Annotated in this window: 23 protein-coding genes and 1 pseudogene; 14 read left to right on the forward strand and 10 right to left on the reverse strand. The window is 71.3% G+C overall.

All coding sequences use genetic code 11. The annotated features are described in order from the left end of the window. Nucleotides 1-2: 2 nt before the first annotated feature. On the reverse strand, nt 3-1,364 hold the full coding sequence (locus ACIA8K_RS23870) for an IS4 family transposase (protein WP_396063153.1): 1,362 nt from the start codon (nt 1,362-1,364) through the stop codon (nt 3-5). A gap of 500 nt (nt 1,365-1,864) precedes the next feature. Here ACIA8K_RS23870 and ACIA8K_RS23875 point away from each other — a divergent pair, with 500 nt between their 5' ends. The 4 genes from ACIA8K_RS23875 to ACIA8K_RS23890 all read left to right on the forward strand — a co-directional run bounded on the left by ACIA8K_RS23875 (nt 1,865) and on the right by ACIA8K_RS23890 (nt 5,356). Next, nucleotides 1,865-2,500, forward strand: a complete 636-nt coding sequence (locus ACIA8K_RS23875; protein ID WP_396063155.1) for a response regulator — start codon at nt 1,865-1,867, stop codon at nt 2,498-2,500. A 20-nt stretch (nt 2,501-2,520) separates the two neighbouring features. Beyond that, a complete protein-coding gene (gene folP, locus ACIA8K_RS23880; RefSeq protein ID WP_396063157.1) occupies nt 2,521-3,387 on the forward strand; it encodes a dihydropteroate synthase in 867 nt (288 codons plus the stop codon). Beyond that, nucleotides 3,384-4,100, forward strand: coding sequence for a pyrimidine reductase family protein (locus ACIA8K_RS23885; protein ID WP_396062783.1), 717 nt, complete (start codon nt 3,384-3,386; stop codon nt 4,098-4,100). The genes folP and ACIA8K_RS23885 overlap by 4 nt, the downstream gene beginning before the upstream one ends. A gap of 101 nt (nt 4,101-4,201) precedes the next feature. Next, nucleotides 4,202-5,356 (forward strand): glycosyltransferase, encoded by a 1,155-nt coding sequence (locus tag ACIA8K_RS23890; protein ID WP_396062785.1) that lies wholly within the window; start codon nt 4,202-4,204, stop codon nt 5,354-5,356. A 3-nt stretch (nt 5,357-5,359) separates the two neighbouring features. On the opposite strand, the gene ACIA8K_RS23895 is transcribed toward ACIA8K_RS23890, so the two are convergent. The 4 genes from ACIA8K_RS23895 to aroA form a co-directional block, all read right to left on the reverse strand. Continuing rightward, nucleotides 5,360-6,247: a hypothetical protein gene (locus ACIA8K_RS23895; RefSeq protein ID WP_396063159.1), complete on the reverse strand. Its 888-nt coding sequence runs from the start codon at nt 6,245-6,247 to the stop codon at nt 5,360-5,362. Nucleotides 6,248-6,341: 94 nt separating this feature from the next. After that, nucleotides 6,342-7,154 (reverse strand): histidinol-phosphatase, encoded by an 813-nt coding sequence (gene hisN, locus ACIA8K_RS23900; protein ID WP_396062787.1) that lies wholly within the window; start codon nt 7,152-7,154, stop codon nt 6,342-6,344. Nucleotides 7,155-7,186: 32 nt separating this feature from the next. Further along, nucleotides 7,187-8,173, reverse strand: a complete 987-nt coding sequence (gene rsgA, locus ACIA8K_RS23905) for a ribosome small subunit-dependent GTPase A (protein ID WP_396063161.1) — start codon at nt 8,171-8,173, stop codon at nt 7,187-7,189. 54 nt (nt 8,174-8,227) lie between these two features. Next, entirely contained in the window at nt 8,228-9,529 is a 1,302-nt protein-coding gene (gene aroA, locus ACIA8K_RS23910) for a 3-phosphoshikimate 1-carboxyvinyltransferase (RefSeq protein ID WP_396062789.1), read from the reverse strand. An 89-nt stretch (nt 9,530-9,618) separates the two neighbouring features. Between aroA and ACIA8K_RS23915 the strand changes: the two are divergent. From ACIA8K_RS23915 to rsrA, 5 genes and pseudogenes are all read left to right on the forward strand, one after another. Beyond that, nucleotides 9,619-10,352, forward strand: a pseudogene (locus ACIA8K_RS23915) (SOS response-associated peptidase). A 199-nt stretch (nt 10,353-10,551) separates the two neighbouring features. Continuing rightward, on the forward strand, nt 10,552-10,932 hold the full coding sequence (locus ACIA8K_RS23920; RefSeq protein ID WP_396062791.1) for a WhiB family transcriptional regulator: 381 nt from the start codon (nt 10,552-10,554) through the stop codon (nt 10,930-10,932). Between the two features lie 43 nt (nt 10,933-10,975). Continuing rightward, nucleotides 10,976-11,581: an alpha/beta family hydrolase gene (locus ACIA8K_RS23925; protein WP_396062793.1), complete on the forward strand. Its 606-nt coding sequence runs from the start codon at nt 10,976-10,978 to the stop codon at nt 11,579-11,581. Between the two features lie 81 nt (nt 11,582-11,662). Beyond that, nucleotides 11,663-12,490, forward strand: a complete 828-nt coding sequence (locus ACIA8K_RS23930) for a sigma-70 family RNA polymerase sigma factor (protein WP_396062795.1) — start codon at nt 11,663-11,665, stop codon at nt 12,488-12,490. A 4-nt stretch (nt 12,491-12,494) separates the two neighbouring features. Next, the gene (rsrA, locus tag ACIA8K_RS23935; RefSeq protein WP_396062797.1) at nt 12,495-12,779 is read left to right on the forward strand and encodes a mycothiol system anti-sigma-R factor; all 285 of its coding nucleotides are present in this window, start codon (nt 12,495-12,497) and stop codon (nt 12,777-12,779) included. Nucleotides 12,780-12,835: 56 nt separating this feature from the next. Here the strand turns inward: rsrA and ACIA8K_RS23940 are convergent, their stop codons facing one another. Next, nucleotides 12,836-12,910, reverse strand: a complete 75-nt coding sequence (locus ACIA8K_RS23940) for a 50S ribosomal protein bL37 (protein ID WP_369814844.1) — start codon at nt 12,908-12,910, stop codon at nt 12,836-12,838. 137 nt (nt 12,911-13,047) lie between these two features. Between ACIA8K_RS23940 and ACIA8K_RS23945 the strand changes: the two genes are divergently transcribed. Then, nucleotides 13,048-13,236, forward strand: coding sequence for a biotin/lipoyl-binding carrier protein (locus ACIA8K_RS23945; RefSeq protein ID WP_396063163.1), 189 nt, complete (start codon nt 13,048-13,050; stop codon nt 13,234-13,236). On the opposite strand, the gene ACIA8K_RS23950 is transcribed toward ACIA8K_RS23945, so the two are convergent. Beyond that, nucleotides 13,226-14,998, reverse strand: coding sequence for a tetratricopeptide repeat protein (locus ACIA8K_RS23950; RefSeq protein ID WP_396063165.1), 1,773 nt, complete (start codon nt 14,996-14,998; stop codon nt 13,226-13,228). The genes ACIA8K_RS23945 and ACIA8K_RS23950 overlap by 11 nt on opposite strands. A gap of 277 nt (nt 14,999-15,275) precedes the next feature. Here ACIA8K_RS23950 and ACIA8K_RS23955 point away from each other — a divergent pair, with 277 nt between their 5' ends. Next, nucleotides 15,276-16,310 carry an SIS domain-containing protein gene (locus tag ACIA8K_RS23955; RefSeq protein WP_396063167.1) on the forward strand — a complete coding sequence of 345 codons (1,035 nt, stop codon included), beginning with the start codon at nt 15,276-15,278 and terminating at the stop codon, nt 16,308-16,310. 213 nt (nt 16,311-16,523) lie between these two features. Beyond that, on the forward strand, nt 16,524-18,089 hold the full coding sequence (locus ACIA8K_RS23960; protein ID WP_396062799.1) for a sensor histidine kinase: 1,566 nt from the start codon (nt 16,524-16,526) through the stop codon (nt 18,087-18,089). A 54-nt stretch (nt 18,090-18,143) separates the two neighbouring features. Here ACIA8K_RS23960 and ACIA8K_RS23965 read toward each other — a convergent pair whose 3' ends face one another. The 3 genes from ACIA8K_RS23965 to eccB all read right to left on the reverse strand — a co-directional run bounded on the left by ACIA8K_RS23965 (nt 18,144) and on the right by eccB (nt 21,391). After that, nucleotides 18,144-19,448, reverse strand: a complete 1,305-nt coding sequence (locus ACIA8K_RS23965) for a hypothetical protein (protein ID WP_396062801.1) — start codon at nt 19,446-19,448, stop codon at nt 18,144-18,146. Further along, entirely contained in the window at nt 19,441-19,812 is a 372-nt protein-coding gene (locus ACIA8K_RS23970; RefSeq protein ID WP_396062803.1) for a hypothetical protein, read from the reverse strand. Before ACIA8K_RS23970 ends, ACIA8K_RS23965 begins: the two co-directional genes overlap by 8 nt. A 172-nt stretch (nt 19,813-19,984) precedes the next feature. After that, nucleotides 19,985-21,391, reverse strand: coding sequence for a type VII secretion protein EccB (eccB, locus tag ACIA8K_RS23975; protein WP_396062805.1), 1,407 nt, complete (start codon nt 21,389-21,391; stop codon nt 19,985-19,987). Between the two features lie 209 nt (nt 21,392-21,600). Here eccB and ACIA8K_RS23980 point away from each other — a divergent pair, with 209 nt between their 5' ends. Both ACIA8K_RS23980 and ACIA8K_RS23985 read left to right on the forward strand, forming a co-directional pair. After that, complete coding sequence (locus ACIA8K_RS23980) at nt 21,601-22,794, forward strand: type VII secretion protein EccE (protein ID WP_396062807.1); 1,194 nt, start codon at nt 21,601-21,603, stop codon at nt 22,792-22,794. Then, nucleotides 22,791-23,492, forward strand: a complete 702-nt coding sequence (locus ACIA8K_RS23985; protein WP_396062809.1) for a hypothetical protein — start codon at nt 22,791-22,793, stop codon at nt 23,490-23,492. The genes ACIA8K_RS23980 and ACIA8K_RS23985 overlap by 4 nt, the downstream gene beginning before the upstream one ends. Nucleotides 23,493-23,780 lie beyond the last annotated feature (288 nt).

The following is a 23,780-nucleotide window of genomic DNA, read 5'->3' on the forward strand; positions in this document are numbered from 1 at the left end:
AGTTAGGGTTCGGGGCTGGTTGTCGAGCCGGGTCTGATCGTGGTGGTGACGGTGGTTTTGTGGTTGCCGCGGGCGATGGCGCCTTTGGCGCGGTGTTTGGAGATCGCGCGTTTCACGATGCGGGGGCTGGGCCGGGATCGGCGTTCGGGTAGTGGGTGGTGTAGGACAGCGCGGCCGATCTTGCCGACGAGGTCGATGGTGGTGCCGGCGATGATGCCGGCGGCGTGGATGACCTGGTCGCGGGCGGTGTTGAGGGCGATGGTGAAGCTGGCCCGGTCCGCGTTGATGGCGGGATCGCTGTCGGTGGCTGAGGCCATGGCCAGCCGTAGAGCTTGGTAGCCGGTGAGTAGGGCGTAGACCTCTTGGGCGATCCCGGCCGGGGTCTGGGCGCGTAGGACCCGGCCTGCGAGGGTGGTGGATTTCAGTTCCAGGAACGCGGTCTCGATCTCCCACCGCTGGTGGTAGAGGGTGATCACGTCCAGGGCGGGGAACTGCCGGTGATCGGTCAGAGTGGTGATCAGCCGGTAGTGGCCGCGGTGATGGACGCCGTCGGCGGTGGTGACAGTGATCTCGGCGTCGATGACCCGGACGGTGAGGCCGCCGAGCAGGGCGAGCCAGGATCCGTCCGGGCAGTGCCGGACGGCGGGTAGGTGCCGATTGTTTTTACAGCGAATGAGCAGTTCAGCGCCGGTAGCGGCGACCTGTTCGGCGAGGTTCTTGACGGCGAAATTGCGGTCAGCCAGCAACAGCATGCCCGGCCGCAGGCAACTGAGCAGCTGCGGCGCGTAGGTGGTCTCACCGACGCTGATCGGGCCGAAGACCATGCCCACGACGGTGCGGCTGCCGCATGTTACGACGGCGAGCAGCCGCAGTAACGGGTAGCCGGACCCGCCGTGGGAACCAGTCTGCCGGCCGTAGACGGCCAGGTTGGCGGGGCTGTCCGGCATCGACATGGTGGTGCCGTCCATGGCGCAGAGCAGCAGGCCCCGCCACCGGGGGCAGGCCGACGGCGGGCCGGCGAGCAGGGTGAACAGGGCGTGCAAGGGCTTCACCCCGATCCGGCGTCGGGCCTGTGCCAGCCCGGAACTGGTCGGGGTCGCGACCGTCAAGCCCTCGAGACCACACGTGAGCCGGGCCCAGACCTGTTCATAGCCGCAGCCGGCGAACAGCCCGGCGGCCAGCAGGAGATAGATCACGACTCGTGAGGGCAGGTCCCTGATCCGGGCCTGGACCGTGCCGGTCTCGGCGAGGACGTCGTCGACCATCTCGAACGGGATGACCTGCGTCAACTCGCCGAGATGGCCCGGCGCGAACCGGCCCGCAGCAACCCTGATCGTGCGTCGGATGACAGAATGCTCAGGCAGCGGAACTCCAGGCTCGAAGGGTGTCTTGTGAGGACAACCCCTCTATAGCCGGAGTTCCGCTGTTTACCCGCACCGACACGCACCTCTTGACGGACCACCGCCAGCGCTAACTACGCGGCATTGCCCCTAACCCCCCGCCCCGCCGCTAGGACAGGGCTCTCCCTAACCACGGCGAATCCGGCAGGAAGGCCCCCTCGGGGCCGCCCGGTGCCCGCGGGAGCAACGGTCAGCACCCCCCACAGACTGGGAAATCAATCTCCTGACCTTGATCTTGACCTTTCGAGCCACCCTGAGTCTCAGCCCCAGAGCCCTTACTGCAGTTTCTCCGGTCCCCCCACAAACGGCACCGCCCATGTGAGGCGCGGGCGACCAGAGACGATGGGCGCGTTTCAGACACGCTCTTCGTCTGAAGCGCGCCCATCGTCGCCGGGAGTGGCGCCGAGCCCGGAGGAGCGAAGCGACGACCAGAAGGCAACCCCTAAAATAGCCAAGTGAGGGTGATGGTGGTGGATGACCACCCGATGTGGCGCGACGGGGTGGCACGGGATCTGACCGAGGCCGGGCATGACGTGGTCGCGGCGACGGGTGAGGGGCGGCAGGCGGTGCGGATCGCGGCCGCGGCGCGTCCGGACCTGGTGGTGCTGGATCTGCAGTTGCCGGATATCGGCGGCGTCGAGGTGATCAGCGGTCTGCTGGCCGCGCTGCCGGGCGTGCGCATTCTGATGTTGTCCGCAAGCGGCGAGCAGCAGTCGGTGCTGGACGCGGTGAAGGCGGGCGCGACCGGCTATCTGCTGAAGTCGGCCGGGCAGGCCGAGTTCCTGGCCGCGGTGGAGTCGGCGGGTGCGGGCGAGGCGGTGTTCACGCCGGGGCTGGCCGGGCTGGTGCTTGGCGAGTTCCGTCGTCTGGCGACGGAGCCGCCGCGGGCTGAGGACGACGGCGCGCCGCAGCTGACGGAGCGGGAGACCGAGGTGTTGCGCCTGGTGGCGAAGGGCTTGTCCTATAAGCAGATCGCCGAGCGGCTGGTGCTCTCGCATCGGACCGTGCAGAACCATGTGCAGAACACGCTCGGCAAGCTGCAGCTGCACAACCGGGTCGAGCTGACCCGGTACGCGATCGAAAAGGGTCTGGATCTGTGAGTTTCTTCGAGCCGGAGATCGTGTCGCCGAGGCGGCGGATCGGTGCGCGAGAGTTCGACTTCTCCCGGCAGGTCGCGGTGATGGCGATTGTGAACCGGACGCCTGATTCGTTCTTCGACAGGGGGCGCACCTATGCGCTGCGGGCGGCCGTGGACGCGGTGCTGGCCGCGGCCGCGGACGGCGCGGACTGGATCGACATCGGCGGTGTGCCGTTCGGCCCAGGCGCGGAGGTCACCGAGGCGGAGGAGCTGGACCGGGTGATCCCGGTGGTGGAGGCGGTGCGGGCCGCAAGCGACGTGGTGATCTCGGTGGACACGTATCGGACCGGCGTGGCGCGGGCTGCGATCGACGCGGGCGCGGACGTCATCAACGACACCAGCGGGCTGCAGGATGACGCGCTTGCCGTGCTTGTCGCCGCGAGCCCGGCCGCGCTGGTGATCACGCACAGTCTGGCGTCGCCGCCGCGGACCCCGCATCCCAAGCCGGCGTATCAGGATGTCGCCGGGGAGATCGCAAAATTTCTGGCGGAGCGGGCCGAGCGGGCGGTGTCGCTCGGCGTGCCAGCGGAGCGAATCATCATCGATCCGGGCCACGACCTGAACAAGAACACCCGGCACACGCTTGAGCTCTGCCGGCGGCTCAACGAGATCACCTCGCTCGGCTATCCGACGCTTGCCGCAGTCTCGAACAAGGACTTCATCGGCGAGACGCTTGACCTTCCGGCCGGGCTGCGGCTGCCCGGCACGCTCGCGTCCCTGGTGCTGAGCATCGTGCAGGGCGCGCGGATCGTCCGCGTGCACGACGTGCCGGCCGCGGTCTCGGCGGTCCGGCTCACCGAGGCGGTGCTCGGCTGGCGCGAGCCGGTCTACACCCGGCACAACGCGTGAGGGCCCTGATCGGGGAGACGGCCGACCTCGTCGAGGCCTACGCGATGGACCGCCCGTCGGTGCGGGTCAACTTCGTCTCCAGCGCGGACGGCGCGGCGACGCTCGACGGGCGCTCCGGCGGCCTCGGCAACGCCAACGACCAGCGGATTCTTGGTCTGCTGCGGCAGTTGGCGGACGTGCTTCTGGTCGGCGCGGGGACGCTGCGGGCGGAGGGCTACGGCGGGCTGCGGGTGTCGCCGGACGCGGTCCGCTGGCGCGCCGCTCACGGGCTTCCGGATCATCCGCGCCTGGCCGTCGTCTCCGCCCGCCTGCACGGTCTCGGCCCGGAGCATCCCGCGTTTGCGGACGCGCCGGTCCGGCCGCTGGTGATCACGGTCGACGCCGCCCCGGCCGCTGGGAGGAGCGCGCTTGAGTCCGTCGCCGACGTGCTGACCTGCGGCGATGAGACGCTTGACGCGGCCGCGCTGCCGGGCCTGCTGGCGGATCGGGGCCTGCCCGGCGTGCTGTGCGAGGGCGGCCCCACGCTCTTCGGCGCGCTCGCCGCAGCGGACCGGGTGGACGAGCTGTGTCTCACGCTCAGCCCGACGCTTGCCGGACCCGGACCGGACCGGATCATCGCGGGCCCGGCCTCGGTGCCCCGCCGGCTGGCTCTGCGACACGTGATCACCGACGATGAGCTGCTTTTTCTGCGGTACGGCCGTCCCACCTCCTGACCGATACCGATATTGAGGTTTTGCGGAGGCCCCGCTCGGTTACCGAGTAACCGGCTCTCAGCTGGTCCGATTCGACCCCTGAGAACAGCGGAGGTGTTGCGATGCGTGTGGGCCTGATCAGGGCCAATGCCCGTCCCATGGAGGCGGGAACCTCCCGGGTGGCAGCCGAATTGGCCAAGCTCGGGCACGATGTGCGCGTCTTCGAATGCCGGGGCAACGCGTCAGCCGACGAGGAATTCACCGAGTCGGGTTACGTGGTGCATCGGGTGGCGCCACCGGCGCCACCCGGACCGGCCGGCCGGTTCGTGGCGCAGCTCGCGGGCGTCGGACGCCGTTTGGCGGACCGATGGTCGAGTGGCTGGGTCCCGGACGTCGTACACGGCCACTACTGGCTCGGCGGTCTCGCGGCCGCCACCGCGGCACGTCGGACCGGGCTGCCGATGGTCCAGACGTTCTACTCGGTGGGCACCGCGCAGCAGCGGCTGGGACGGGCGGACGCCAGTCTCGGCGAGCGGATAGCGCTCGAGCGGGCGCTGACCCGCGCGGCGGACGTGACTGTGGCGCAGTCGCCGGACGAGGTCGACGACCTCACCCGGCTCGGCGCCGCACGGGCGTCCGTGGCGATGATTCCGTCGGGCGTCGACACCGGGCTCTTCCAGCCGGACGGCGAGGCGGAGGCGCGTACGGACGGGTTCGGCCGGATCCTCTCGGTCGGGCTTGGGCCGGGACACGGCCAGGATCACCTGATCCGGGCGCTCCGGCACGTGCCGGGCGCGGAACTGGTGATCATCGGGGACGTCGGCGGCGACGGGAACGCTGACGTGGTGCGTGCACTGCGGCAGCTGGCCCGGCGGTGCGGCGTGGAGGACCGGGTACGGCTCGCCGGCCCGGTGCCGTACGAGCGGATGCCCAGGTGGTACCGCTCCGCGGACGTGGTGGCCTGCACACCGCGCTCCGCCCCGGGCGGGTCAGTCCCGGTCGAGGCGATGGCGTGCGGCGTGCCGGTGGTCGGCTACGCGTTCGGCGGCATCGCGGAGAGCGTGGTGGACGAGGTGACCGGGCGACTTGTGAAGCCCGGTGACGTACGCGCGGCCGGGCATGCCCTGCGCGAGCTGCTGGGCACGAGGGTGCAGCGGACCGCGTACGGCGATGCCGCAGTCGACCGGGTGCAGTGCCGCTACACCTGGGAGCGCACCGCCTCGGCCCTTGAGGCGGTCTACCAGGGCCTGCTGAACCCGCACGCCGTACCGGCCTAGGGTTCAGTTTTGAGAACGCTCTGAGGCAACCTTGAGCGGGACGTAGTTCGCTTGAGGGGGCGGTACGCGTTTCCGTACCGGCGCGGTCTCATGGTGGTGTTGGGGCTCGGCGAACCGGGTCAGGCCGATCACCGCGAGCAGGGTGACCACGAAACCAAGCGTGGCCAGCCACTCGCGGCCCGGCCAGATCCGGTCGCCGAGCAGCAGCAGCCCGACGATTGCGGCCGGGACCGCGCCCGCGGCGTCCATCGCGGCCACCGCGGCAGTTGTGGAGCCGCGCTGCATGGCGAGACCGAGCAGCAGCTGGCCCACGATCGAGTGGATGATCAAGAGGTAGAGCAGCGGGTGGGCCAGGAACTCCGCCGCGGTGTGCATCGAGGCGAGCGGCCGGGCGGCGACCGCGGCGGCGGAGAACGCTATCCCCGCGAGTGAGCCGAGCGCGACTGAGCCCGGTGGCCCGTGCAGTCGCACCGCGAAGAAGCCGAGAAAGCCGATCACGAGTACGGCGACGCCGAGCGCGATCACGCCGGCCAGCGGCAACGGCCGGGCGGGCGCGGGCCGGGCGGACATGATGAGCGCGGTGATCCCGCCGAAGAGCACGGTGATCAGGGCTATCTCGGCCAGCGGCAGACGCCACTTGAGCAGCACGACGCCGAGCACCGCGGTCACGCCGAGCCCGGCCGCGACGCTCGCCTGCACCAGGAACAGTGGCAGGTCGCGCCGGGCCAGGAAGGCAAGCACGAAGCCGATGATCTGACAACCGAGCCCCACGAGGTACGCCCGGTGGCCGGCCAGTTTCAGCAGCAGCCCGGGGTCGAACGTGTGGTGCACGGTCGTCCGGGTCGCCGCGATGGATTGAAGCAGGTTGGCGACGCCGTACGCGATGATCATCGCGCCCAGGAAGTACCATCCAGCCGACATCACCCCGCGAGGATAGACCGCTGGCCCGCGTGCCCGCAGTTGCACCGGTGCAACTGGTCGCCCGTCAGAGTGCTCTGATCCCGGAGGAGGAGAGCTTTTCCAGCACCTCGGTGTGCAACCGGCCGTTCGTGGCGACCGCGCTCCCGCCGCCCGGGCCGGGCCGCCCGTTCAGGTCCGTGAAGCGCCCGCCGGCCTCGGTCACGATCGGCACCAGCGCCGCCACGTCCCAGAGCGACAGCTCCGGCTCGACCATCGCCTCGACCGCGCCCTCGGCGACAAGCATGTATCCGTAGAAGTCGCCGTAGGCCCGGTTTCGCCAGGTCTGCCGCATGATGTCGAGCATCGGGGCGAGCCGGCCGGACTCCTCCCAGCCCATCAGGTCGGAGTAGCAGAAGCTCGCGTCACTCAGCCGGCTGACGCCCGACGCCCGGATCGGCGTGGCCGCCGCGGTGTGCTTGCCGGCGAACGCGCCGTGCCCGGTCGCGGCCCACCAGCGCCGGCCCAGCGCGGGCGCGGAGACCAGGCCGACCACCGGCTTGTCGCCCTCCATCAGCGAGATCAGCGTGGCCCAGACCGGGACGCCGCGGATGAAGTTCTTCGTGCCGTCGATTGGGTCGATCACCCACCGCCGGGTGCCGATCCCGGCCGCGGCCTCGGTCTGGCCGTACTCCTCGCCGAGCACCGCGTCCCGGGAGCGGGTGCGGGCAAGCGTCGCCCGGATCGCCTTCTCCACCGCGGTGTCGGCGTCGGAGACGGGCGTCAGGTCGGGTTTCGCCTCCACGTGCAGGTCCAGCGCGCGGAACCGGGCCATCGAGATGGAGTCCGCGGTGTCGGCGAGCACGTGGGCGAGCGAGAGATCGTCGGCATAGCTGGCCATGGCGGAAAAACTATCCGATCACGGCGGGCGGCCTAACCTCGGTCGGGCCCTTCCAGCCCGTCCCCGCCCGACCGGGACGACAACAGCCGCCGGTACGACTGCAGGCGGCGCACGTCCGCGTGCCCGTCCGCCACCCAGCCGGGCAGCTTGCACTCCGGGTCGCTCTCCGTGTGCTCGCAGTTCGGCGGGCAGTCGACGGTGCCCTCGACCAGGTCCTGGAAGCCGTGCAGCAGGCTCTCCGCGGAGACCAGCGCCAGGCCGAAGCTGCGGACGCCGGGGGTGTCCACGATCCAGCTCTGCTCCTCGCCGGGAAGTCGCAGCGCCACCGCACTTGTCGATGTGTGCCGGCCCTTGCCGATCGCGCTGACGATGCCGACCGCCCGGAACGCGTCCGGGACCAGGCGGTTCACGAGCGTCGACTTGCCCACGCCGGAGTGGCCGACCATCACCGAGACGCGGCCGGCCAGGGCGGCGTGCAGCTCGTCGAGGTCGTCGCCCGGCGCGGAGAGGACGTACGGCAGGTCCAGCTCCGCGTAGTAACCGAGCACCTCCTCCGGCCCGGCCAGGTCCGCCTTGGTGAGGCAGAGCAGTGGCGCGATGTCCGCGTCGTACGCCGCGACCAGGCACCTGTCGATGAACCCGGTGCGCGGCTGCGGGTCGGCCAGCGCGCTCACGATCACCAGCTGGTCCGCGTTCGCCACCACGACGCGCTCGACCCGGCCCTCGGCCGTGGTGTCGTCGTCGTCCGCGGTGCGGCGCAGCACTGACGTGCGCTCCCGGATGCGCACGATGCGGGCCAGCGAGCCGGCGCTGCCGGTGATGTCACCGACCAGGTCGACCCGGTCGCCGACGACCACGGACTTGCGGCCCAGCTCGCGGGCGCGCATCGCGGTGAGCGGCGCGTCGTCGACCATGCAGGTGTAGCGGCCGCGGTCCACGGCGATGACGAACCCCTCGACGGCGTCGTCATGCTTCGGGCGGGTACGGGTACGCGGGCGGGAGGACTTGCTCGGTCGGATGCGGACGTCGTCCTCGTCGTACTCCCGCTTCTTGCCGGTCAGCGCAGATCTCCTCTATCGATTGATCCCGATCATCGACGACCATAGCGCCGGGAACTCGGGAAGCGTTTTCGAGGTACACGCTACGTCGCTCAGTTCCACGCCGGGCACCGCCAGGCCGATCACGGCTGCCGCGTGCGCCATCCGGTGATCGCGGTCGGTGTCGACCAGGCCGCCGCGCAACGGCCGCGGCCTGATCCGCAGCCCGTCCGCCAGCTCGGTGACCTCCGCACCGAGCGTGCCGAGCGCCCGGGCCAGCACCGCCAGCCGGTCCGTCTCGTGCCCGCGGAAGTGCCCGATCCCGCGCAGCGTGCTCGGCGACTCGGCGAGCACGGCCAGCGCGGTAAGCACCGGGGCCAGCTCGCTCAGGCCGGACAGGTCCGCGTCCAGCCCGTGCACCCGGCCGGTGCCGTGCACGGTCAGCCCGCCGGTGCCGAGGCGTACCTCCGCGCCCATCTGCCGGAGCAGGCCGCGCAGCTGCTCGACCGGCTGCATGCTGCTGCGCGGCCAGCCCGGCAGCGTCACCGACCCGCCGGTGACAAGTGCGGCCGCGAAGAACGGAAGCGCGCTGGACAGGTCCGGCTCGATCTCCCAGCCGCGCCCGGAGAGCCGGCCGGGCGCCACGCTCCACACGTCCGGCGTGGCGTCGTCGACGCCGGCGCCGGCCGAGCGGAGCATCGCGACAGTCATCCGCAGGTGCGGCGCGGCCGGGACCGGCGGCCCGTGGTGCCGGACCGTGATGCCGTCCGTGAACCGCGCGCCGGCCAGCAGCAGCCCGGAGACGAGCTGGCTGGAGGCGGAGGCGTCGATCACCACCTCGCCGCCGCGCACCTCGCCGGAACCCTGGACGGTGAGCGGCAGCAGGCCGCCCGGGCCGCCGGTCACCCGGACGCCGATCGCGTGCAGCGCCTCGACCAACGGCCCGAGCGGGCGCCGCCGGGCGAGCGGGTCGCCGTCGAACGTGGCCCGCCCGTCCGCGAGGCCCGCGACCGGGGGCAGGAAGCGCATCACGGTGCCGGCCAGGCCCACGTCGATGTCGCCGGCCCCGTGCAGCGGCCCGGGGCGGACCACCCAGCGGTCGTCCACGGCGGTGGAGACGTGCGCGCCGAGCGCGCGGAGCCCGGCCACCATCAGCGCGCTGTCCCGCGCCACCAGCGGCGAGGCGAGCGTGGACGGGCCGGTCGCGAGCGCGCTGAGCACCAGCGCGCGGTTGGTGACCGACTTCGATCCGGGGAGATGGACGACGGCGTCGACGGGGCCGGCTGCGGTGGGCGCGTGCCACGGCGTCGGAGGGCGTGCAACTGTCAGTTTCGCCACAGTCACAGTCTGACGTGTCTGTCCATTGGCGACCGTCTCTCTCTCGCACATCGGGAAACGTGTCACACCCCGGGCGTAGCGTGGGGCACATGTGCGGCAGGTATGCGACGACCCGGAGTTCCGTGGACCTCAGCGCGCTATTCGGCGCGGAGGACGAGACCGAAATGCCGATTACCGCGCGATTCAATGTTGCGCCGACGGATCCGGTCCCGATCGTGCGCGTCTCACACCGTCGTGAACTGCGGATTCTGCACACCGCACGGTGGGGACTCGTGCCGTCCTGGTCGAAGGATCCGCGCGCTGGTGCTCGCATGATCAATGCGCGTGCCGAGACGGTCGCGACGTCCCGCGCGTTCGCGCCGTCGTTCGCGCGCCGCCGTTGTCTGGTGCCGGCCGACGGATGGTTGAGTGGGTCAAGCCCGAGGGCAAGGGTGCCAAGCAGGCGTACTACATGACTCCGGCGGACGGTGGCGAGCTGGCCTTCGCCGGCCTCTGGTCGGTCTGGGGCGAGGGTGACAAAAAGCTTCTGACCTGCAGCATCGTCACTACTGCCGCACGCTCCACGCTCACCGCGGTGCACGACCGCATGCCGCTGCTGATGTCGCCGGACCGCTGGGACGCCTGGCTCGGCGACGGCGCGGAGGCCGATCCGGAGGTGCTGCTCGCGCCGCCGTCCGACGATTATCTCGCGGGTCTGGAATTGCGGCCGGTCGGCGCGACCGTCGGTAACGTCCGGAATGACGGTCCTGAACTCATTGCCCCAATTCACGCGGACGCGCTTCGACCCCGGCCGGACGATCCGGCGACATTGACACTCTTCTGATCGGCGGGTCCACCGGCCCGGATTTGCCGACTTCTTTGTTAAAAGCTGTCGGCAATTTCCCTGTGTTCGATAGAAACTCTTGCCTGTCCTCCGCGAAGTGCGGTACAACACAGCGCCGACAGTTGGCGCGATTGGGGTTTCGGTGAGTCGCGCCGCGGATTGCAGACAGCGTTGCCGGCCCCACGGGGGAGGTGGGTGAATGACACGGGCGCGCATGCCACGCCCGCAGGAGGTCGTTGCAGCTCGCAAGGATGCGCGGCTGCTACGTGCCCTCGACGAGAGACGGCTGGACGAGGCGTGGCGGACCCGCGGGGTCTGCCAGAGCGTCGATCCGGAGACGTTCTTTCCGGCTCCGAACGAGCCGGCGGACACGGCCATCGCCATGTGCGGGTCCTGCGACGTGCAGGGCGCGTGCCTGGCGTGGGCGCTGGAGGTGGGGGACTGCCACGGGGTCTGGGGCGGCACGACGCCACGTGAGCGCCGCGCCATGCTCCGGGTCTGGCAGGAACAGGTGCGGGACGACGACGAGGAGCAGGTCGGCGGCGACAGATTGCTGACCTTGGTGCCGTTGGGGCGGTGACGGTCTTCCCGCGTGCGTGGGGCGCGCGGAGGATGATCGGACCATGCATTCGTTGACGATCGGCACGGCTCGCGGGCCGGCCCGGGTGGACATCGACACTCCCGAGGCCGCGCCCGTGAGCCTGCTGGTGCTGGGCCACGGCGCGGGCGGCGGGGTGGACGCGCCAGACCTGGTCGCGCTCCGCGACGCCGCCCGCGAGGCCCGGGTGACAGTGGCCCGGGTCACCCAGCCGTACCGGATGGCCGGCCGCCGCGCGCCCGCGCCCGCCGGTCACCTGGACGAGGCCTTCACCGAGGTGGTACGCCACCTCCGCGCGGAACACCCCGGCCCGCTGCTGCTCGGCGGCCGGTCCAGCGGCTCCCGAGTCGCCTGCCGCACCGCCCTCGCGCTTGACGCGGCCGCGATCGTGGCGCTCGCCTTCCCGCTGCACCCGCCCGGGAAGCCGGAGAAGAGCCGCGCGCCTGAGCTGGCGACCGGCCTGCCCACGCTTGTGATCAACGGCGACCGGGACGCGTTCGGCGTGCCGGAGGCCGGCGGCACGGTGGAGGTGCTGGTCCGTCCCGGCGAGACCCACGACCTGAAGCGCGATCCGCCCGGCATCGCGGCCGCGGTCGTCGGCTGGCTACGCGGTCGCGGCTGGGCGGAATGACTCGCGGATCACTCGTGGAATGCCGACGGCGGAACCGTGGTTACAGCCCCCGGATGCAACGAAGCGGAAGGGGTGGATCCTGTGCGATCCGCAGTGCGTGACCCAGACCGGGCGGCTTCCGGCACCGACCGCATCAAGGTGCTGCTGAACGGGCCCACGTGGCCCGCAGGGGCCGGTGACCGGGGTGAATTGTCGGTGTTGACGACTACCGGCCGGGTGACACAGCCGACACCCGACGTTTCAGAATCCATTGCCGGGACTCTCCACGTATCCTCTGCGGGACAGCGGAGGGGAGACAACCGGGTGACCCGAGCGGAGACGACCGACCAACGGCGCGCGCGCTTCGAGCGTGATGCGATGCCGTTCGTCGACCAGTTGTACGCCGCGGGCCTGCGCATGACGCGTAATCCGGCGGATGCCGAAGACCTGGTGCAGGAGACCTTCCTGAAGGCGTTCGCCGCCTTCCACCAGTTCGAGGAGGGTACGAACCTCAAGGCGTGGCTGTACCGCATCCTCACCAACACGTACATCAACTCGTACCGGCGCCGTCAGCGTCAGCCGATCCAGGCGCCGACCGAGGAGATCACGGACTGGCAGCTCGCCGAGGCGGAGTCACACACGTCAAGCGGGCTGAAGTCGGCCGAGACCGAAGCGCTGGAACGGCTTCCTGACAGCGACATCAAGGACGCGCTGCAGCAGCTCCCGGAGGAGTTCCGGCTCGCGGTCTACCTCGCCGACGTGGAGGGCTTCTCCTACAAGGAGATCGCCGACATCATGGGGACGCCGATCGGGACCGTGATGTCCCGGTTGCACCGTGGCCGGCGCAACCTCCGCAAGCTGTTGGAGCGCTACGCTGCGGACCGGGGTTTCAACCGGGCCCCGGAGTCGCCGGCAGCGCAGGAGGTGTGACGCGATGAGTTGCGGCGAGCCACACGAGACGGACTGCAACGAGGTCCTCGACGAGGTGTACCTCTACCTCGACCTGGAGTGCGCGGACGGGCGCCGCGAGGTCATCCGCGAGCACCTGGACGAGTGCTCGCCCTGCCTCCGCGAGTTCGGCATCGAGCAGGAGGTGAAGGCGCTGGTGTCCCGCTGCTGCGGTGACGAGACCGCGCCCGAGGAACTGCGCTCCCGCCTCCGCACCAGGCTGTCCGAGCTGTCCGTGGAGGCCGGCACCCGGGAGTACCTGCCCGACTGAGACAGCAAAAAAGCCGCCGTCCCCGTACGTACCGGGGCGGCGGCCTTTTCGTGTCTTCAGCTGTTGGGGCGCTTGCCGTGGTTCGCAGCGCTCTTCTTACGGGCCTTCTTCTTGCGGGACTTCTTAGCCATGCCGAAGCCCTCCTCTCATCGTCGGATCCGCCCCCGATGGTAGTTGGCCTGCGAGCGCGGCCTGCGAGCGCCCGCGCCATGGTTGGATGGGTTAACGACGATTAAGGGAGGTCCGGGTGTCCGAGATCCACGCTGAGATGGTGGCCAACGTCTGGAAGGTCGTGGCGAAGGAGGGCGACACCGTGAGCGACGGCGACACCCTGGTCATCCTGGAGTCGATGAAGATGGAGATCCCGGTCATCGCGGAGGACGACGGGGTGGTGACGTTGAAGGTGGCCGAGGGCGACGTCGTCCAGGAGGGCGACCTGATCGCCGTCATCGCCTGAACAGCCGCCTGAGGAACCCGGCCTTGCGCACCGGCGGGGCCGGCGTCTCCTGGACCGGGCGCTCCGCCGCGATGATCGCGCGCGCCACCAGCTCGGTCTTCGCGTCAAGCTCCGGCGTGCCGAGCGCGAGCTGCGCCACCGACCAGGCGATCGTGACCGGGCGCTGGCGTACCACCACGGCGATGTCGGCCAGCCGCTCGCGCATCAGCACCGCCACGTCCGCGCGCACCTCAGGTGTCACCCACGCGGCCGTGACCAGCGCGAACAGCGCGGCCTCGGTGATCCAGTCCTCCACGCCCCAGGCCAGCTCGACCAGGATCCGGCGCCTGGTGCTGGTCTCCCAGGGCTCGTCCGTGCGGTGGTGCAGCAGGCCGAGGCAGGCCCAGACCTGCACGCTGCGCACCCAGAGCGACGGGTCGTGGGTGGCCAGCGCGGCGCCCAGCTCGGTACCGGGCGGCGCCGGCGGGTGGACAAGCAGCGCCAGCAGATCGTCCGTCTCCAGCAGTGCGAGCGCGACCGCGGCGTCGTAGGCGGCCGGCGGGTGCGGCCAGGCCGGCAGCGCTATCTGCCGGATCCGCTCGGCCGCGGCCTCGGACGGCTCGCGCAACGCGGGCATCGCATCCGTGTCGAAGAACTCCCAGACCGACTTCGCACCGGTACGCCGTGGGTGCCGGATGTCCGGCGACGGCACCTTCTCCACCACCACCGCCATGTCCGGAAGCGCGGCGCTCACCGTGCGCATCGCGGACGGCGGTTCCAGGTTGCTCAGCCGCAGCCGGCCACCGGTGATCGGCCCCTCGGTCTCCAGCATCTGCCGGAGCACGTTGATCACCGCCTCGCCCGCGGCCGGGAGCCGGCCCAGCCACGGCCGGTCCTGGCAGCACTCGGCCAGGTCGGTGTGCTCGTGCGAGTCGTCCGGGTGGTGCCGCTGGAAGTCGGCAAGCGCGACCAGGTGGCCAAGCTTGCCGTCGCGGCGGTAGCGCAGCCGGTGCGCGGTGTGCACCGCGCAGTCGAACTCCGCGTCCCGGCTGAGCGCGTCGTCTATCCAGCGGATCGCCTCGTCGAGCTGGCCGCTGTCCGCGAGCGTGCCGGCGATGTCGGCGTAGACGGAGAGGTCGGCGGGGTCGTGCGCGACGGCCCGGCGGAGCGCGGCGATCGACTCCTTGGTCCGGCCGGCGCTGCGGAACGCGTACCCGAGCCAGACCTCGCCAAGCTTGGTGGGACTGACCCGGACGCCGCGCTGCGCCCAGTCGATCGCGAGTGCGGTCTCGCCCATCCGCCGGGCCAGCGCGGACGCGGCGCCGAGCAGCAGCGCGTGCCGGGGGTGGGCCTGCGCCGCGTGCTTCGCGAGCCGCAGGTAGGGCAGCAGCGGCCCGCGCTGCTCGTCCGGCACCGGGTCGGGCACGCCCGCGCACACCTGCATGACCGTGCGGGCCAGCTGGTCGGGGTCGATCCGGGTGGCCAGCTCGGGGTCCGAGACCCAGGGGACGCCGGCCCAGTCCACGGTCGGCACGTGCCCGGTCGCGGCGGCCAGCAGCTCGAGCGCCTCGCCCGGTTTCCCGGCCGCTGCCAGCAGATGGCCGCGCGCCACCACGGCGCCGATGAACACGTGGTCGCCGATCGGGTAGAGGTCGAGCGCGCCGCCGGTCCGGGCCGCGAGCTTGGCGAGCACCTCGTGCACCTCGGGCATGGTCGGCGCGTGCACGAGCGCGCCGGCGACGTGGTCCGCGGCATGCCCGAAGTCGGCCTCGTCGAGCGCCATCCGAGCCAGGGCGAGTTCACCCTCCGCGGAGAGGCGTGGGTCGCCTATCCCCTCACTCAAAGCCTTATGTCCCTTGTTAAGGCGTATGTCCGCTCGTTGATCGTTACCCCTGAACCGCAGCCTATGGCACTTCGGGCCGCACGTATCCACCCCTGCCGCTGTTGCGCAGAACGTTGCGAAGTTGCGCGTTTTCGTGCAGCATTGAGCATGAACTGATCATCCTGTGTGCGTTACCGAAGAGGAGTCAGCAATGCCTGAGGTGCAGCCCGGGGCCGGCATGGCCGCCGACATCGCGGAGCAGCCGGCCGGCATCGCCCGTCTGCTCGAGGCGCCGTACGCGGACGCGATCGCCCGCGTCGCCGCCGCGGTCGTCGCCCGCGACCCGAAGCACGTCGTCTTCGTGGGCCGCGGCACGTCCGACCACGCGGCGCTCTACGGCGCCTACCTCACCGAGATCCGGCTCGGGCTGCCGGCCAGCAGCTCCTCGCCAAGCGCGATCACGGTCTTCGGCGCCCGGCCGGATCTCCGGCACGCGCTTGTCATCGGCGTCAGCCAGAGCGGCGGCTCGCCCGACCTCACCGAGGTGATGCGGGTGGCCCGCGCGTCCGGCGCGCTCACCGTCGCGATCGTCAACGTGCCGGACTCGCCACTGGCCCACGCGGCCGAGCACGTGATCGACGTCGCGGCCGGGCACGAGCGCGCGGTCGCGGCCACCAAGTCCTACGTGGCGGAGCTGCAGGCGCTGCTCATGCTGATCGAGGGCATCCGGGCGGGCGACGGTGCGCTGCCGGCCGAGGAACGCGCGGTGCTCGAGTCCCTGCCCGCACATGCGGAACTGGTGCTCGCCGACCGGACCGCCACCGACCTTGCCGCGCGCTACCGCTTCGCGGCACGCATCCTCACCACCGGCCGGGGGTACGCGTACCCGACCGCCCGCGAAGCCGCGCTGAAGCTGATGGAGACCTGCTACCTGCCGTCGCTGTCGTTCTCCGGCGCCGACCTGATGCACGGCCCGCTCGCGCTCGCCGACCCGGACGTGCCGGTGCTCGCGGTCGTCGGCTCCGGCCCCGGCGGCGCCTCGATGAGCGAGGTGCTCGGCCGGCTCACCGAACGGAAGGCTGACGTGGTGGCGATCGGCTCCGGCGAGGTCCCCGGCGCGACCGCCCGGATCCTCATCCCGGAGCTGGACGAGCGCTACGCCCCGCTGCTCGACATCCTCCCGGCTCAGCAGCTCGCCCTGGCGCTCGCAGTGGCCCGCGGCGAGGACCCGGACGCCCCCCGTGGCCTCAAGAAGGTCACCGCCACGCTCTGATCTTGGTCATCGCTCGGCTCAGCCACCCGGGCCCTTGGAAGTTGCCCCCGACCCGCTGATCACCGGCCACCCACGTGAGGCGCGGGCGACCAGAGATGACAGGCGCACTTTCGGACATGCTCTTCGTCCGAAAGTGCGCCTGTCATCGCCGGGAGTGGCGACGAGCCCGGAGGAGCGGAGCGACGACCAGAAACTCTATGGAAAGCTAAGCGGGTGTCCACGCTGCGCGATCTTGTAGAGGAGCACACCAAGCTCTCCTCCACCGACATCGATCATCTGCACCGGCTGGCCGGCGACTGGCAGTTGCTGTCCGACCTCTCGTTCGCTGACCTGCTGCTCTGGGTGGCGGTCGGGGACGGGAGCACCATGCGGTCCTTCCTGTGCGTGGCGCAGGTACGGCCGACGACCGGGCCCACGGCGTACCAGGACGACCAGGTCGGGCGGATCATCGGTGGTGCCGAGGTCGCTCACCTGGTCATCGCCCACCACCAGGGCCGCATCTGGCGCGAGGGCGACCCGGTCTGGTACGGCGAGACCCCGGCGCGCCATGAGGCCATCCCGGTCCGCACCCGGGATGCGGACGGAGAGCCCGGCGAGGTCATCGCGATCATCGGCCGGGACACAAACCTCTCCACCGCGCGCACGCCCTCGCAGTTGGAGCTGAACTACCTCACCACCGCTGACGACCTGGCGCAGATGGTGGCGGACGGCACGTTCCCGCCGGCCCGGCATCCGGGGGAGACGACGTCCGCGCCGCGCGTCGGGGACGGGCTGATCCGCCTGGCGGCCAGCGGCCGGGTCACCTACGCCAGCCCGAACGCGCAGTCCGCGTACCGCCGGCTGGGTTTCTCCTCGCATCTGGTCGGTGAGGACCTGCCGGCGCTGACCGGCCGCCTCGCCCGGGATCCGTTGGACGGCACGGACATCACGGCCAAGATGCTGTCCGCGCTGCGCGGTGAGGCGCCGGCCCGGCGCGAGATGGAGGCGCGCGGCGCCACAGTGCTGCTGCGCGCGCTGCCGCTGATGCCGGCCGGTGTGCCGATCGGTGCGCTGGTGCTGGTCCGCGACGTTACCGAGGTCCGTCGCCGGGACCGCGCGCTTGTCACCAAGGACGCGACGATCCGGGAGATCCACCACCGGGTGAAGAACAACCTGCAGACAGTGGCCGCGCTGCTGCGCCTGCAGGCCCGCCGGGTGGACAGCGCGGTGGCGAAGTCCGCCCTTGAGGAGTCGGTGCGGCGGGTCGCGTCGATCGCGCTTGTGCACGAGACGCTCTCGATGACCGGCAACGGCAACGAGACAGTGGAGTTCGACGGCATCCTGGACCGGGTCGCCACCGCTGCCACCGAGGTCGCGGCCACCGACTTCACCGTCGCGATCCGGCGGGAGGGCAGCTTCGGCGTGCTCGTCGCGGAGACCGCGACAAGCCTCGTCATGGTGCTGAACGAGCTGCTGATCAACGCGGTCGAGCACGGCTTCCCGGCCAGGGACGAGGACCCGGTGGACCCGGCGGACCTCACCATCCCGAAGGAGGCCGTGGAGCCGGTCGGCGAGGTGGTGGTCACCGTGCAGCGGCAGCGCAAGCAGCTGCTCGTCACGGTCGCGGACAACGGCCAGGGGCTGCCCGAGGGCTTCGTGGACGGGCGCGACGGGCGGCTCGGCCTGCAGATCGTCCGCTCGCTCGCGACAGGTGAGCTGCGCGGCACCATCGAGCTGCGCAACCGCGACGGCGGCGGTACCGAGGCCGTGCTGACCGTCCCGCTCGGCAAACCGGCCTGAACAGCACACGCCCGGCGGTGTAACCGCCGGGCGTGCTTTTCGTGCCGCTGCTTCCTACCTGCCGCCGAGGACCGGCGGGGGAGCGGAGTCGTCCTGACCCCACACCATGTCGTCCTCGGTCAGCCAGGTGGTGTGCTCCTCGGTCTCGTCCTCCTGGCCGTTGACGCCACGGCCTGCCGCACCGCGCCCACCTGCTGCATTGCGCCCACCGGCCGCGTTGCGGTTCTGCGGGCCGTGTTGGCCGTCCAGGCCGGCGCCCTGTCGCGGCACGCCGAGTTTGTCCTTGCCCAGGCCGCCCGCGCCGCCCTTGCCCGAACCGGCGCCACCTGTGCCGGCGCCCTTGCCCGCGCCGGCCCCACCGGTGCCGGGCCGCGCGCCCGAGGAGGCGCTCGCTGACCCCGCAGCGCCGGTGCCGGCACCGGACCGGCCGGCGCCGAGGCCGAGCGCGCCCGCCGCGAGACCACCCGCGCCCGCGGCCAGGCCGCCGAGCGCCAGGCCTGCGCCGCCGAGGCCGCTGCCGCCGCTGGAGCCACTGCCGGGCGTGAGGCCGCCGGTCGTGCCGCCGCTGCCGCCCGCGCCGCTGCCACCGTTGACACCGGAGAGCGACGTGGACGGTACGGTCCCCGCGGTGCCGCCGGTGCCGTCACCGTCACCGAGCTCCGCGACAAGCGACGGGCTGCCCGGCGCGCTCTTCGTGCCGGAGCCGGAGGAGCTGGTGCCGCCGGCGCCGCCGATGGAGCCGACGTTGCTGGCGCCCGGGCCGTGCTTGTCGCCGGCGCCGTTGTTGTCGACACTGCCGGGCAGCTTCGCCGGCGGTTGCGGCGGCGTGACGCCGCCGGACGCCCAGTCCAGCTGGTAGTCGCTGGCGAGGCCGGCGATCAGCTCGACCGTGCGCGCCTTCGCCTTCTCCCGCTGCTCCTCGTCGCGCTCGTGGCCCAGGTAGCCGCCGAGCACGGCGCCGGGCGCGCCGCCCACCACCGCGCCGATCACGGCGCCACCCTTCGCGCTGTCGCTGTCGTTCGTGTCCGCCGGGTCGTCCACCTTGGCCTGTGCGGCCTTGAGCTCGGTGGCGAACGACGCCAGCGAGGTCTTGACGTAGCCGGCGCCCCGCGCGTTCTCCGCGGCGAAGTCGACGACCGTCTGCACCCGCTGGGTGAACTCGTCACCCGAGGCGCTGCTCCACTTCTCGTTGAGCGACCCCAGATCGCGGGTCAACGCGGTGGCGATGTCGCCGAGGGTGGACTCGACAGTGCTCCAGTGGTCGCTCGCTGCCGTGACCGACGCCGGGTCACCCGCCCGTAGCTGCGTGTAGAGCGTCTCGTGGCTCTCGCCCTCGTAGTACGACGTCAGATCAGACATGCTTCGTCTCCCGCAGCGGCGTGCCGAGGTCACCCACGGTCGAGGCGATCTCGTTGGCACTGACCTCGTTGAGCTGCTCGGTCGTGGTGTAGTTCTTCAGGATCTCGGCAGTGGCCGTCTGTGTGGCCACGATCGCGGTCCGCAGCCGGTTCGCGTTCGCAAGGTGCTGCGCCCACCGCCTCGTGTAGTTGCTGGAGATCTGCGCCGCGTGGTGGAACGTCCCGATGGGCAACGACGAACTCATCCGGTTGCTCATCACGTTGATCACGTGGTCGATCTCGCTCAGGCGCAGTCTCAGCTGGTCCTGGAACTCCTGCAGTGAATCGACGTCTACAGTGGTGTTTGCACCATCAGCCGGACTCATGGCTATCGCCTCCCCGTCTTCAAGCGAAATCCGATCGTCTGGATCTGTTCGGGACGGCGGCGAGTCACGGACATCGACTGACAGACATCGACGACCCCGCGCGGCTACCCCGAAGTGCCAGCGTAACCAATGGGTGCACATCGGTGCACCGGCCGCCCGGCTGGTGTCTGAACTATCCGGTTGTCGGCGTATTCGTCACGGACTGTCGCGCGGTGCTGATCTGCAGCGTCGGTCCGACCTCGATCAGCTCCCCCAGCGCGGCCGGCACCGGCGAGATCGTCGCCCCCTTGTAGCCGAGCGCGTCAAGTGCGCTGCCACCCTCGGTGCCAAGCGGGTACTTGCGGCCGCTGTCGGTGAGCAGGAACACGGTGTTGCCCGGCGCCGCCTTGCCGTTCTGCGAGTACTGGATCAGCGCGCCCGAGCCGCCGGTCAGCAGCACCCGGTCGACCGCGGCGGTGGCGCCGGGCACCGACAGGCTGTTGCTGGTGTCCAGCCCGGCCGTCAGCTCGGCCGGGCGGGTCGCGTACACCTCGACGACGCTCTTGCCGGTGCCCACGTCGTAGAAGTTGCAGATCGCGCCGTTGCTTGTCGTCGTCACGGTCTTGCTGAGCTTCGGCATCTCGCCGGGGAAGCCCTCCGGCTCGATCCGGGTGTCCGTCTTCAGCCGCTCCGCCTCCACCGCGGTGGTGTCCAGCTCGTCCCGCCCGTTGTTCTTGAGCAGCTCCGCCGTCAGGTTCCCGATCCGGGAGAGGCCGGACTGGGTGAGTACGTACGCCTGGTCGCCGACCCGGTACACGTTGCCGATCACGGCCTGGCTGCCGCCCACAGTGCCGGAGAACCGCGAGCCCATGCCCGAGACCTGCGGCAGTTTGAGGTCCGGGCCGGCCTGGATCGCGTTGATCAGCTGCTCGGAGACCTTTACCGCCTTCTGATCGTCCAGGTTCACGGCCGTGGTCTGCGGCACCTTCAGCCGCATGCTGTTCCACACCAGGTAGTAGTTGAGCTGGCCGGAATTGTCCTCGAAGTAGGTCAGTACGGCCTCGTCCCCGAGCGCCCCCGCGCCGCTCAGCGACTGGCCGACGACCAGGCTGCTCACCGGGACGCTGCCCTCGGTGAGCGTCAGGTTCGAGCAGACCCGCCAGACGTTGCCGGACAGGTTCTTCGGGTCGGGCAGCGCGTCCGGCGCGTTGACGATGCCGACGGTGCGGCCGCGGGGCATGCCCTTCAGCGAACCTGAGGACACCCGGCGGATGGTCGGGTTCTCGGTGCCGAGGATCAGCCGTGCGGACGCGTAGTTGGCGACCGGGAACAGCCGCTTCGTGAGGTAGACGTACTTCGCGCCGGTGTCCTTGTCGATCACCAGGCTGTCGTCCGCGAGCGGCGCCCTGTTGTCGGTGAGCAACCCGTAGGCGCCGAAGCCGCCGAGCACCAGCCCGGCCACCATCACGCTGCCGACAAGCGCCAGCCCGAGACGCCGCATCGGCAGGTCGTTGGACTCGGGCTCGCCGGAGACCAACGCCGATACGATGCGGCGGGTGACGAACCGGTACGCCTGGACCTGATCACGCCGGGTACGCATCCACAATCCTTCCTGAAGCGGTGCCGCGAATACCACGGTCCCCCCGTGTCGCGGCCCCTCCTGAAACGGTGCCGCGAATGGCAGCGGTTCCCGCCGTGTCGCGCGCGTCCCTACGATAAGGGTCCGCCGGTAGGGCCGGGGGACCTGCGGTGCTCCGCAGGACCCGGATGACCGGCCGGAAGGCGTTCGCGCGAGGAGGGCACACGGGGATGACCATGACCGATACGGGGCGACGGGTCGCGCCACCGCTGCCGTCCGAGCGACGGCGCGGACACCTGGGCGGCCTGTCAGTGGCACAGCTGGTCTGTGTCGAGGTGGCCGTGGTGGCCGTGCTCGCGTCGCTCGGCGGACCGGCCTGGGCACTGCCCGCGGCCGCGGTCCTGGCGGTGATTCTGCTGGTCCTGGCGTTCCTTCGGCTCAAGGGTCGCTGGTGGTTCGAGCACCGCGTGGTCAACCGCCGGTTCAAGGAGCGCGCGCGGGCCGCCGCCGGGCAGCCGGACCGGGAACTCGCCGCGTTGAGCCCGCACCTGGCCGTGACCGAGATTCGCGAGCGCGGCACGCCGATCGGTGTCGGGCGCGATGACATGGGCTGGTTCGTCGCCCTCGCGGTCAATGCGGGTAACGATTCGGTGACAGATGCCGGGCTCGGGCTGGACCGGGTCGGCCGCATCCTCGCCGAGTCCGCGCTGCCGGTCTCCGCGCTCCAGGTGGTGACGCACCTGGTGCCGGCGCCGACCTCGTTCCTCGACCATTCGGCCCCGGCCGTCCAGTCGTACCGTGAGCTGCTCGGTGGTCTTCCCATCCCGGCCGATTCCCGCGTCTGGGTGGCGGCCCGGTTGCGCCCGGCCGACGCGCTCGCCGCCAGCGCCAGTCGTGGCGGCGGCCCGGAGGGCGTGCACAAGGCGCTCGCCGCGCTGCTCGGCCGGATCGGCAAGACGCTCGACAGCGCCGGTTTCGTCTCCCACGCGCTCACCGCGACCGAGCTGACCGCGGCCGTCGCAAGCGTGGCCGGCCTCACCGGCGCGGCCGTCACCGGCGGCGGCCCGGTCCCGGCCCAGCAGGTCCAGCGGGAGAACTGGGCGGGCTGGCAGGGCACCGAGGCGGTCCACGTCGGCTTCCTCGCCACCCGGCTCTCGCCCGGCGGCCTGGCCGTCGCGGCCCGCCGGCTGACCGAGGTCGGCGCGCTCTCCGCCACCGTCGCGGTCGTGCTCAACCGCCAGCAGGACGGCGACCTGCGCATGCAGGCCATCGTGGACATCGCGGCGCGCGCGACCACCGCCGCCGAGACGCTCTCCGCGGTCGTCGGCATCTTCAACCAGAGCGGCATCCAACTCCGCCGGCTCGACGGTCAGCACGCCGCGGCGATCTACGCGTCCGCGCCCACGGGAGGAGCGATCGGATGACCCAGTTGCACGCCGTCACCGGACGGTTCACCACCGAGCCGGCCGCGCTCGCACCGCTCACAGCGCCCGTGCCGCGCGGCGGCCTGCTGCTCGGCCGGGACCGCAACGGCGCGCCCGTGCCCGTGCAGGTCTTCCGCCCCGAGGGCACCGACGTCGCGCTGATCGGCAACTGGTGGGCCGCCCGCCTGGTGGTCTTCCGCGCGCTCGCGGTCGGCGCGCGCGTCGTGGTCAGCTCGCACGCCCCGGACCAGTGGCAGAACCTCGGCCAGTGGGCGACCGGGCGCCCCGACCGGCTGATGCTGGTCCAAGGTCTGGCCAATCCCGGCTCCATCCCGTCCGGCACGGCAGTCCAGCCGGTACTGCACGTGGTCGACGTGCACCCGGAGGCGGCCGAGTCGGCGCTTACCCATCCGCTCCAGCCCTGGCAGGCCCGCCTCACCGTGATCCAGCAACTGGTACCGGGCGTGGCCACGCTGCTCCGTTCGGCGGACCTGGCCGTGGTCCAGCGCCTCAACGCCACCGAGGCCACGATCGGCGCGGCCCCGCTCCGCCTCACCGGCCGCGACGTCAAGCTCTTCCAGCGCCTCAACGTCGACATGGCGGTCCTGCTCGGCAACGGCCCGGAGGCCCAGTACTTCTGGTTCACCCCCACAAGCATCGAGAAGCAGTCGCTCGGCGAGGCCCCCCGCCGCGCCTGAGAGACCCGGAATACCCAGATCTGGTTCGTCTTCCCGCTCCCGCGGTGGTACGGCTCGCTTGCTCCCGGCTCTGTTGCCATTCGGGCGGTCTGGGGCCTGACGATCGAAGGGCTGGCATCGAGGCCGGGAGTGTGGTGGGTCGTTCCGGCTCTGGTCGGCGGTCTCGCGGCACGCGGGGGTAGCGCGGTCATCGTCTAAGCGGTGGCTGGTCAGGGCGGCTGCGGTCTGGGTGGTGGCAAGGGCCGGCGCCGGAGTCGTGGGCTGGCGGGAGGGCGGTTGGTCTCGGTC

This window comes from Catenuloplanes sp. NPDC051500, assembly GCF_044454585.1.
In the GTDB taxonomy this organism is placed as follows: Bacteria; Actinomycetota; Actinomycetes; order Mycobacteriales; family Micromonosporaceae; genus Catenuloplanes.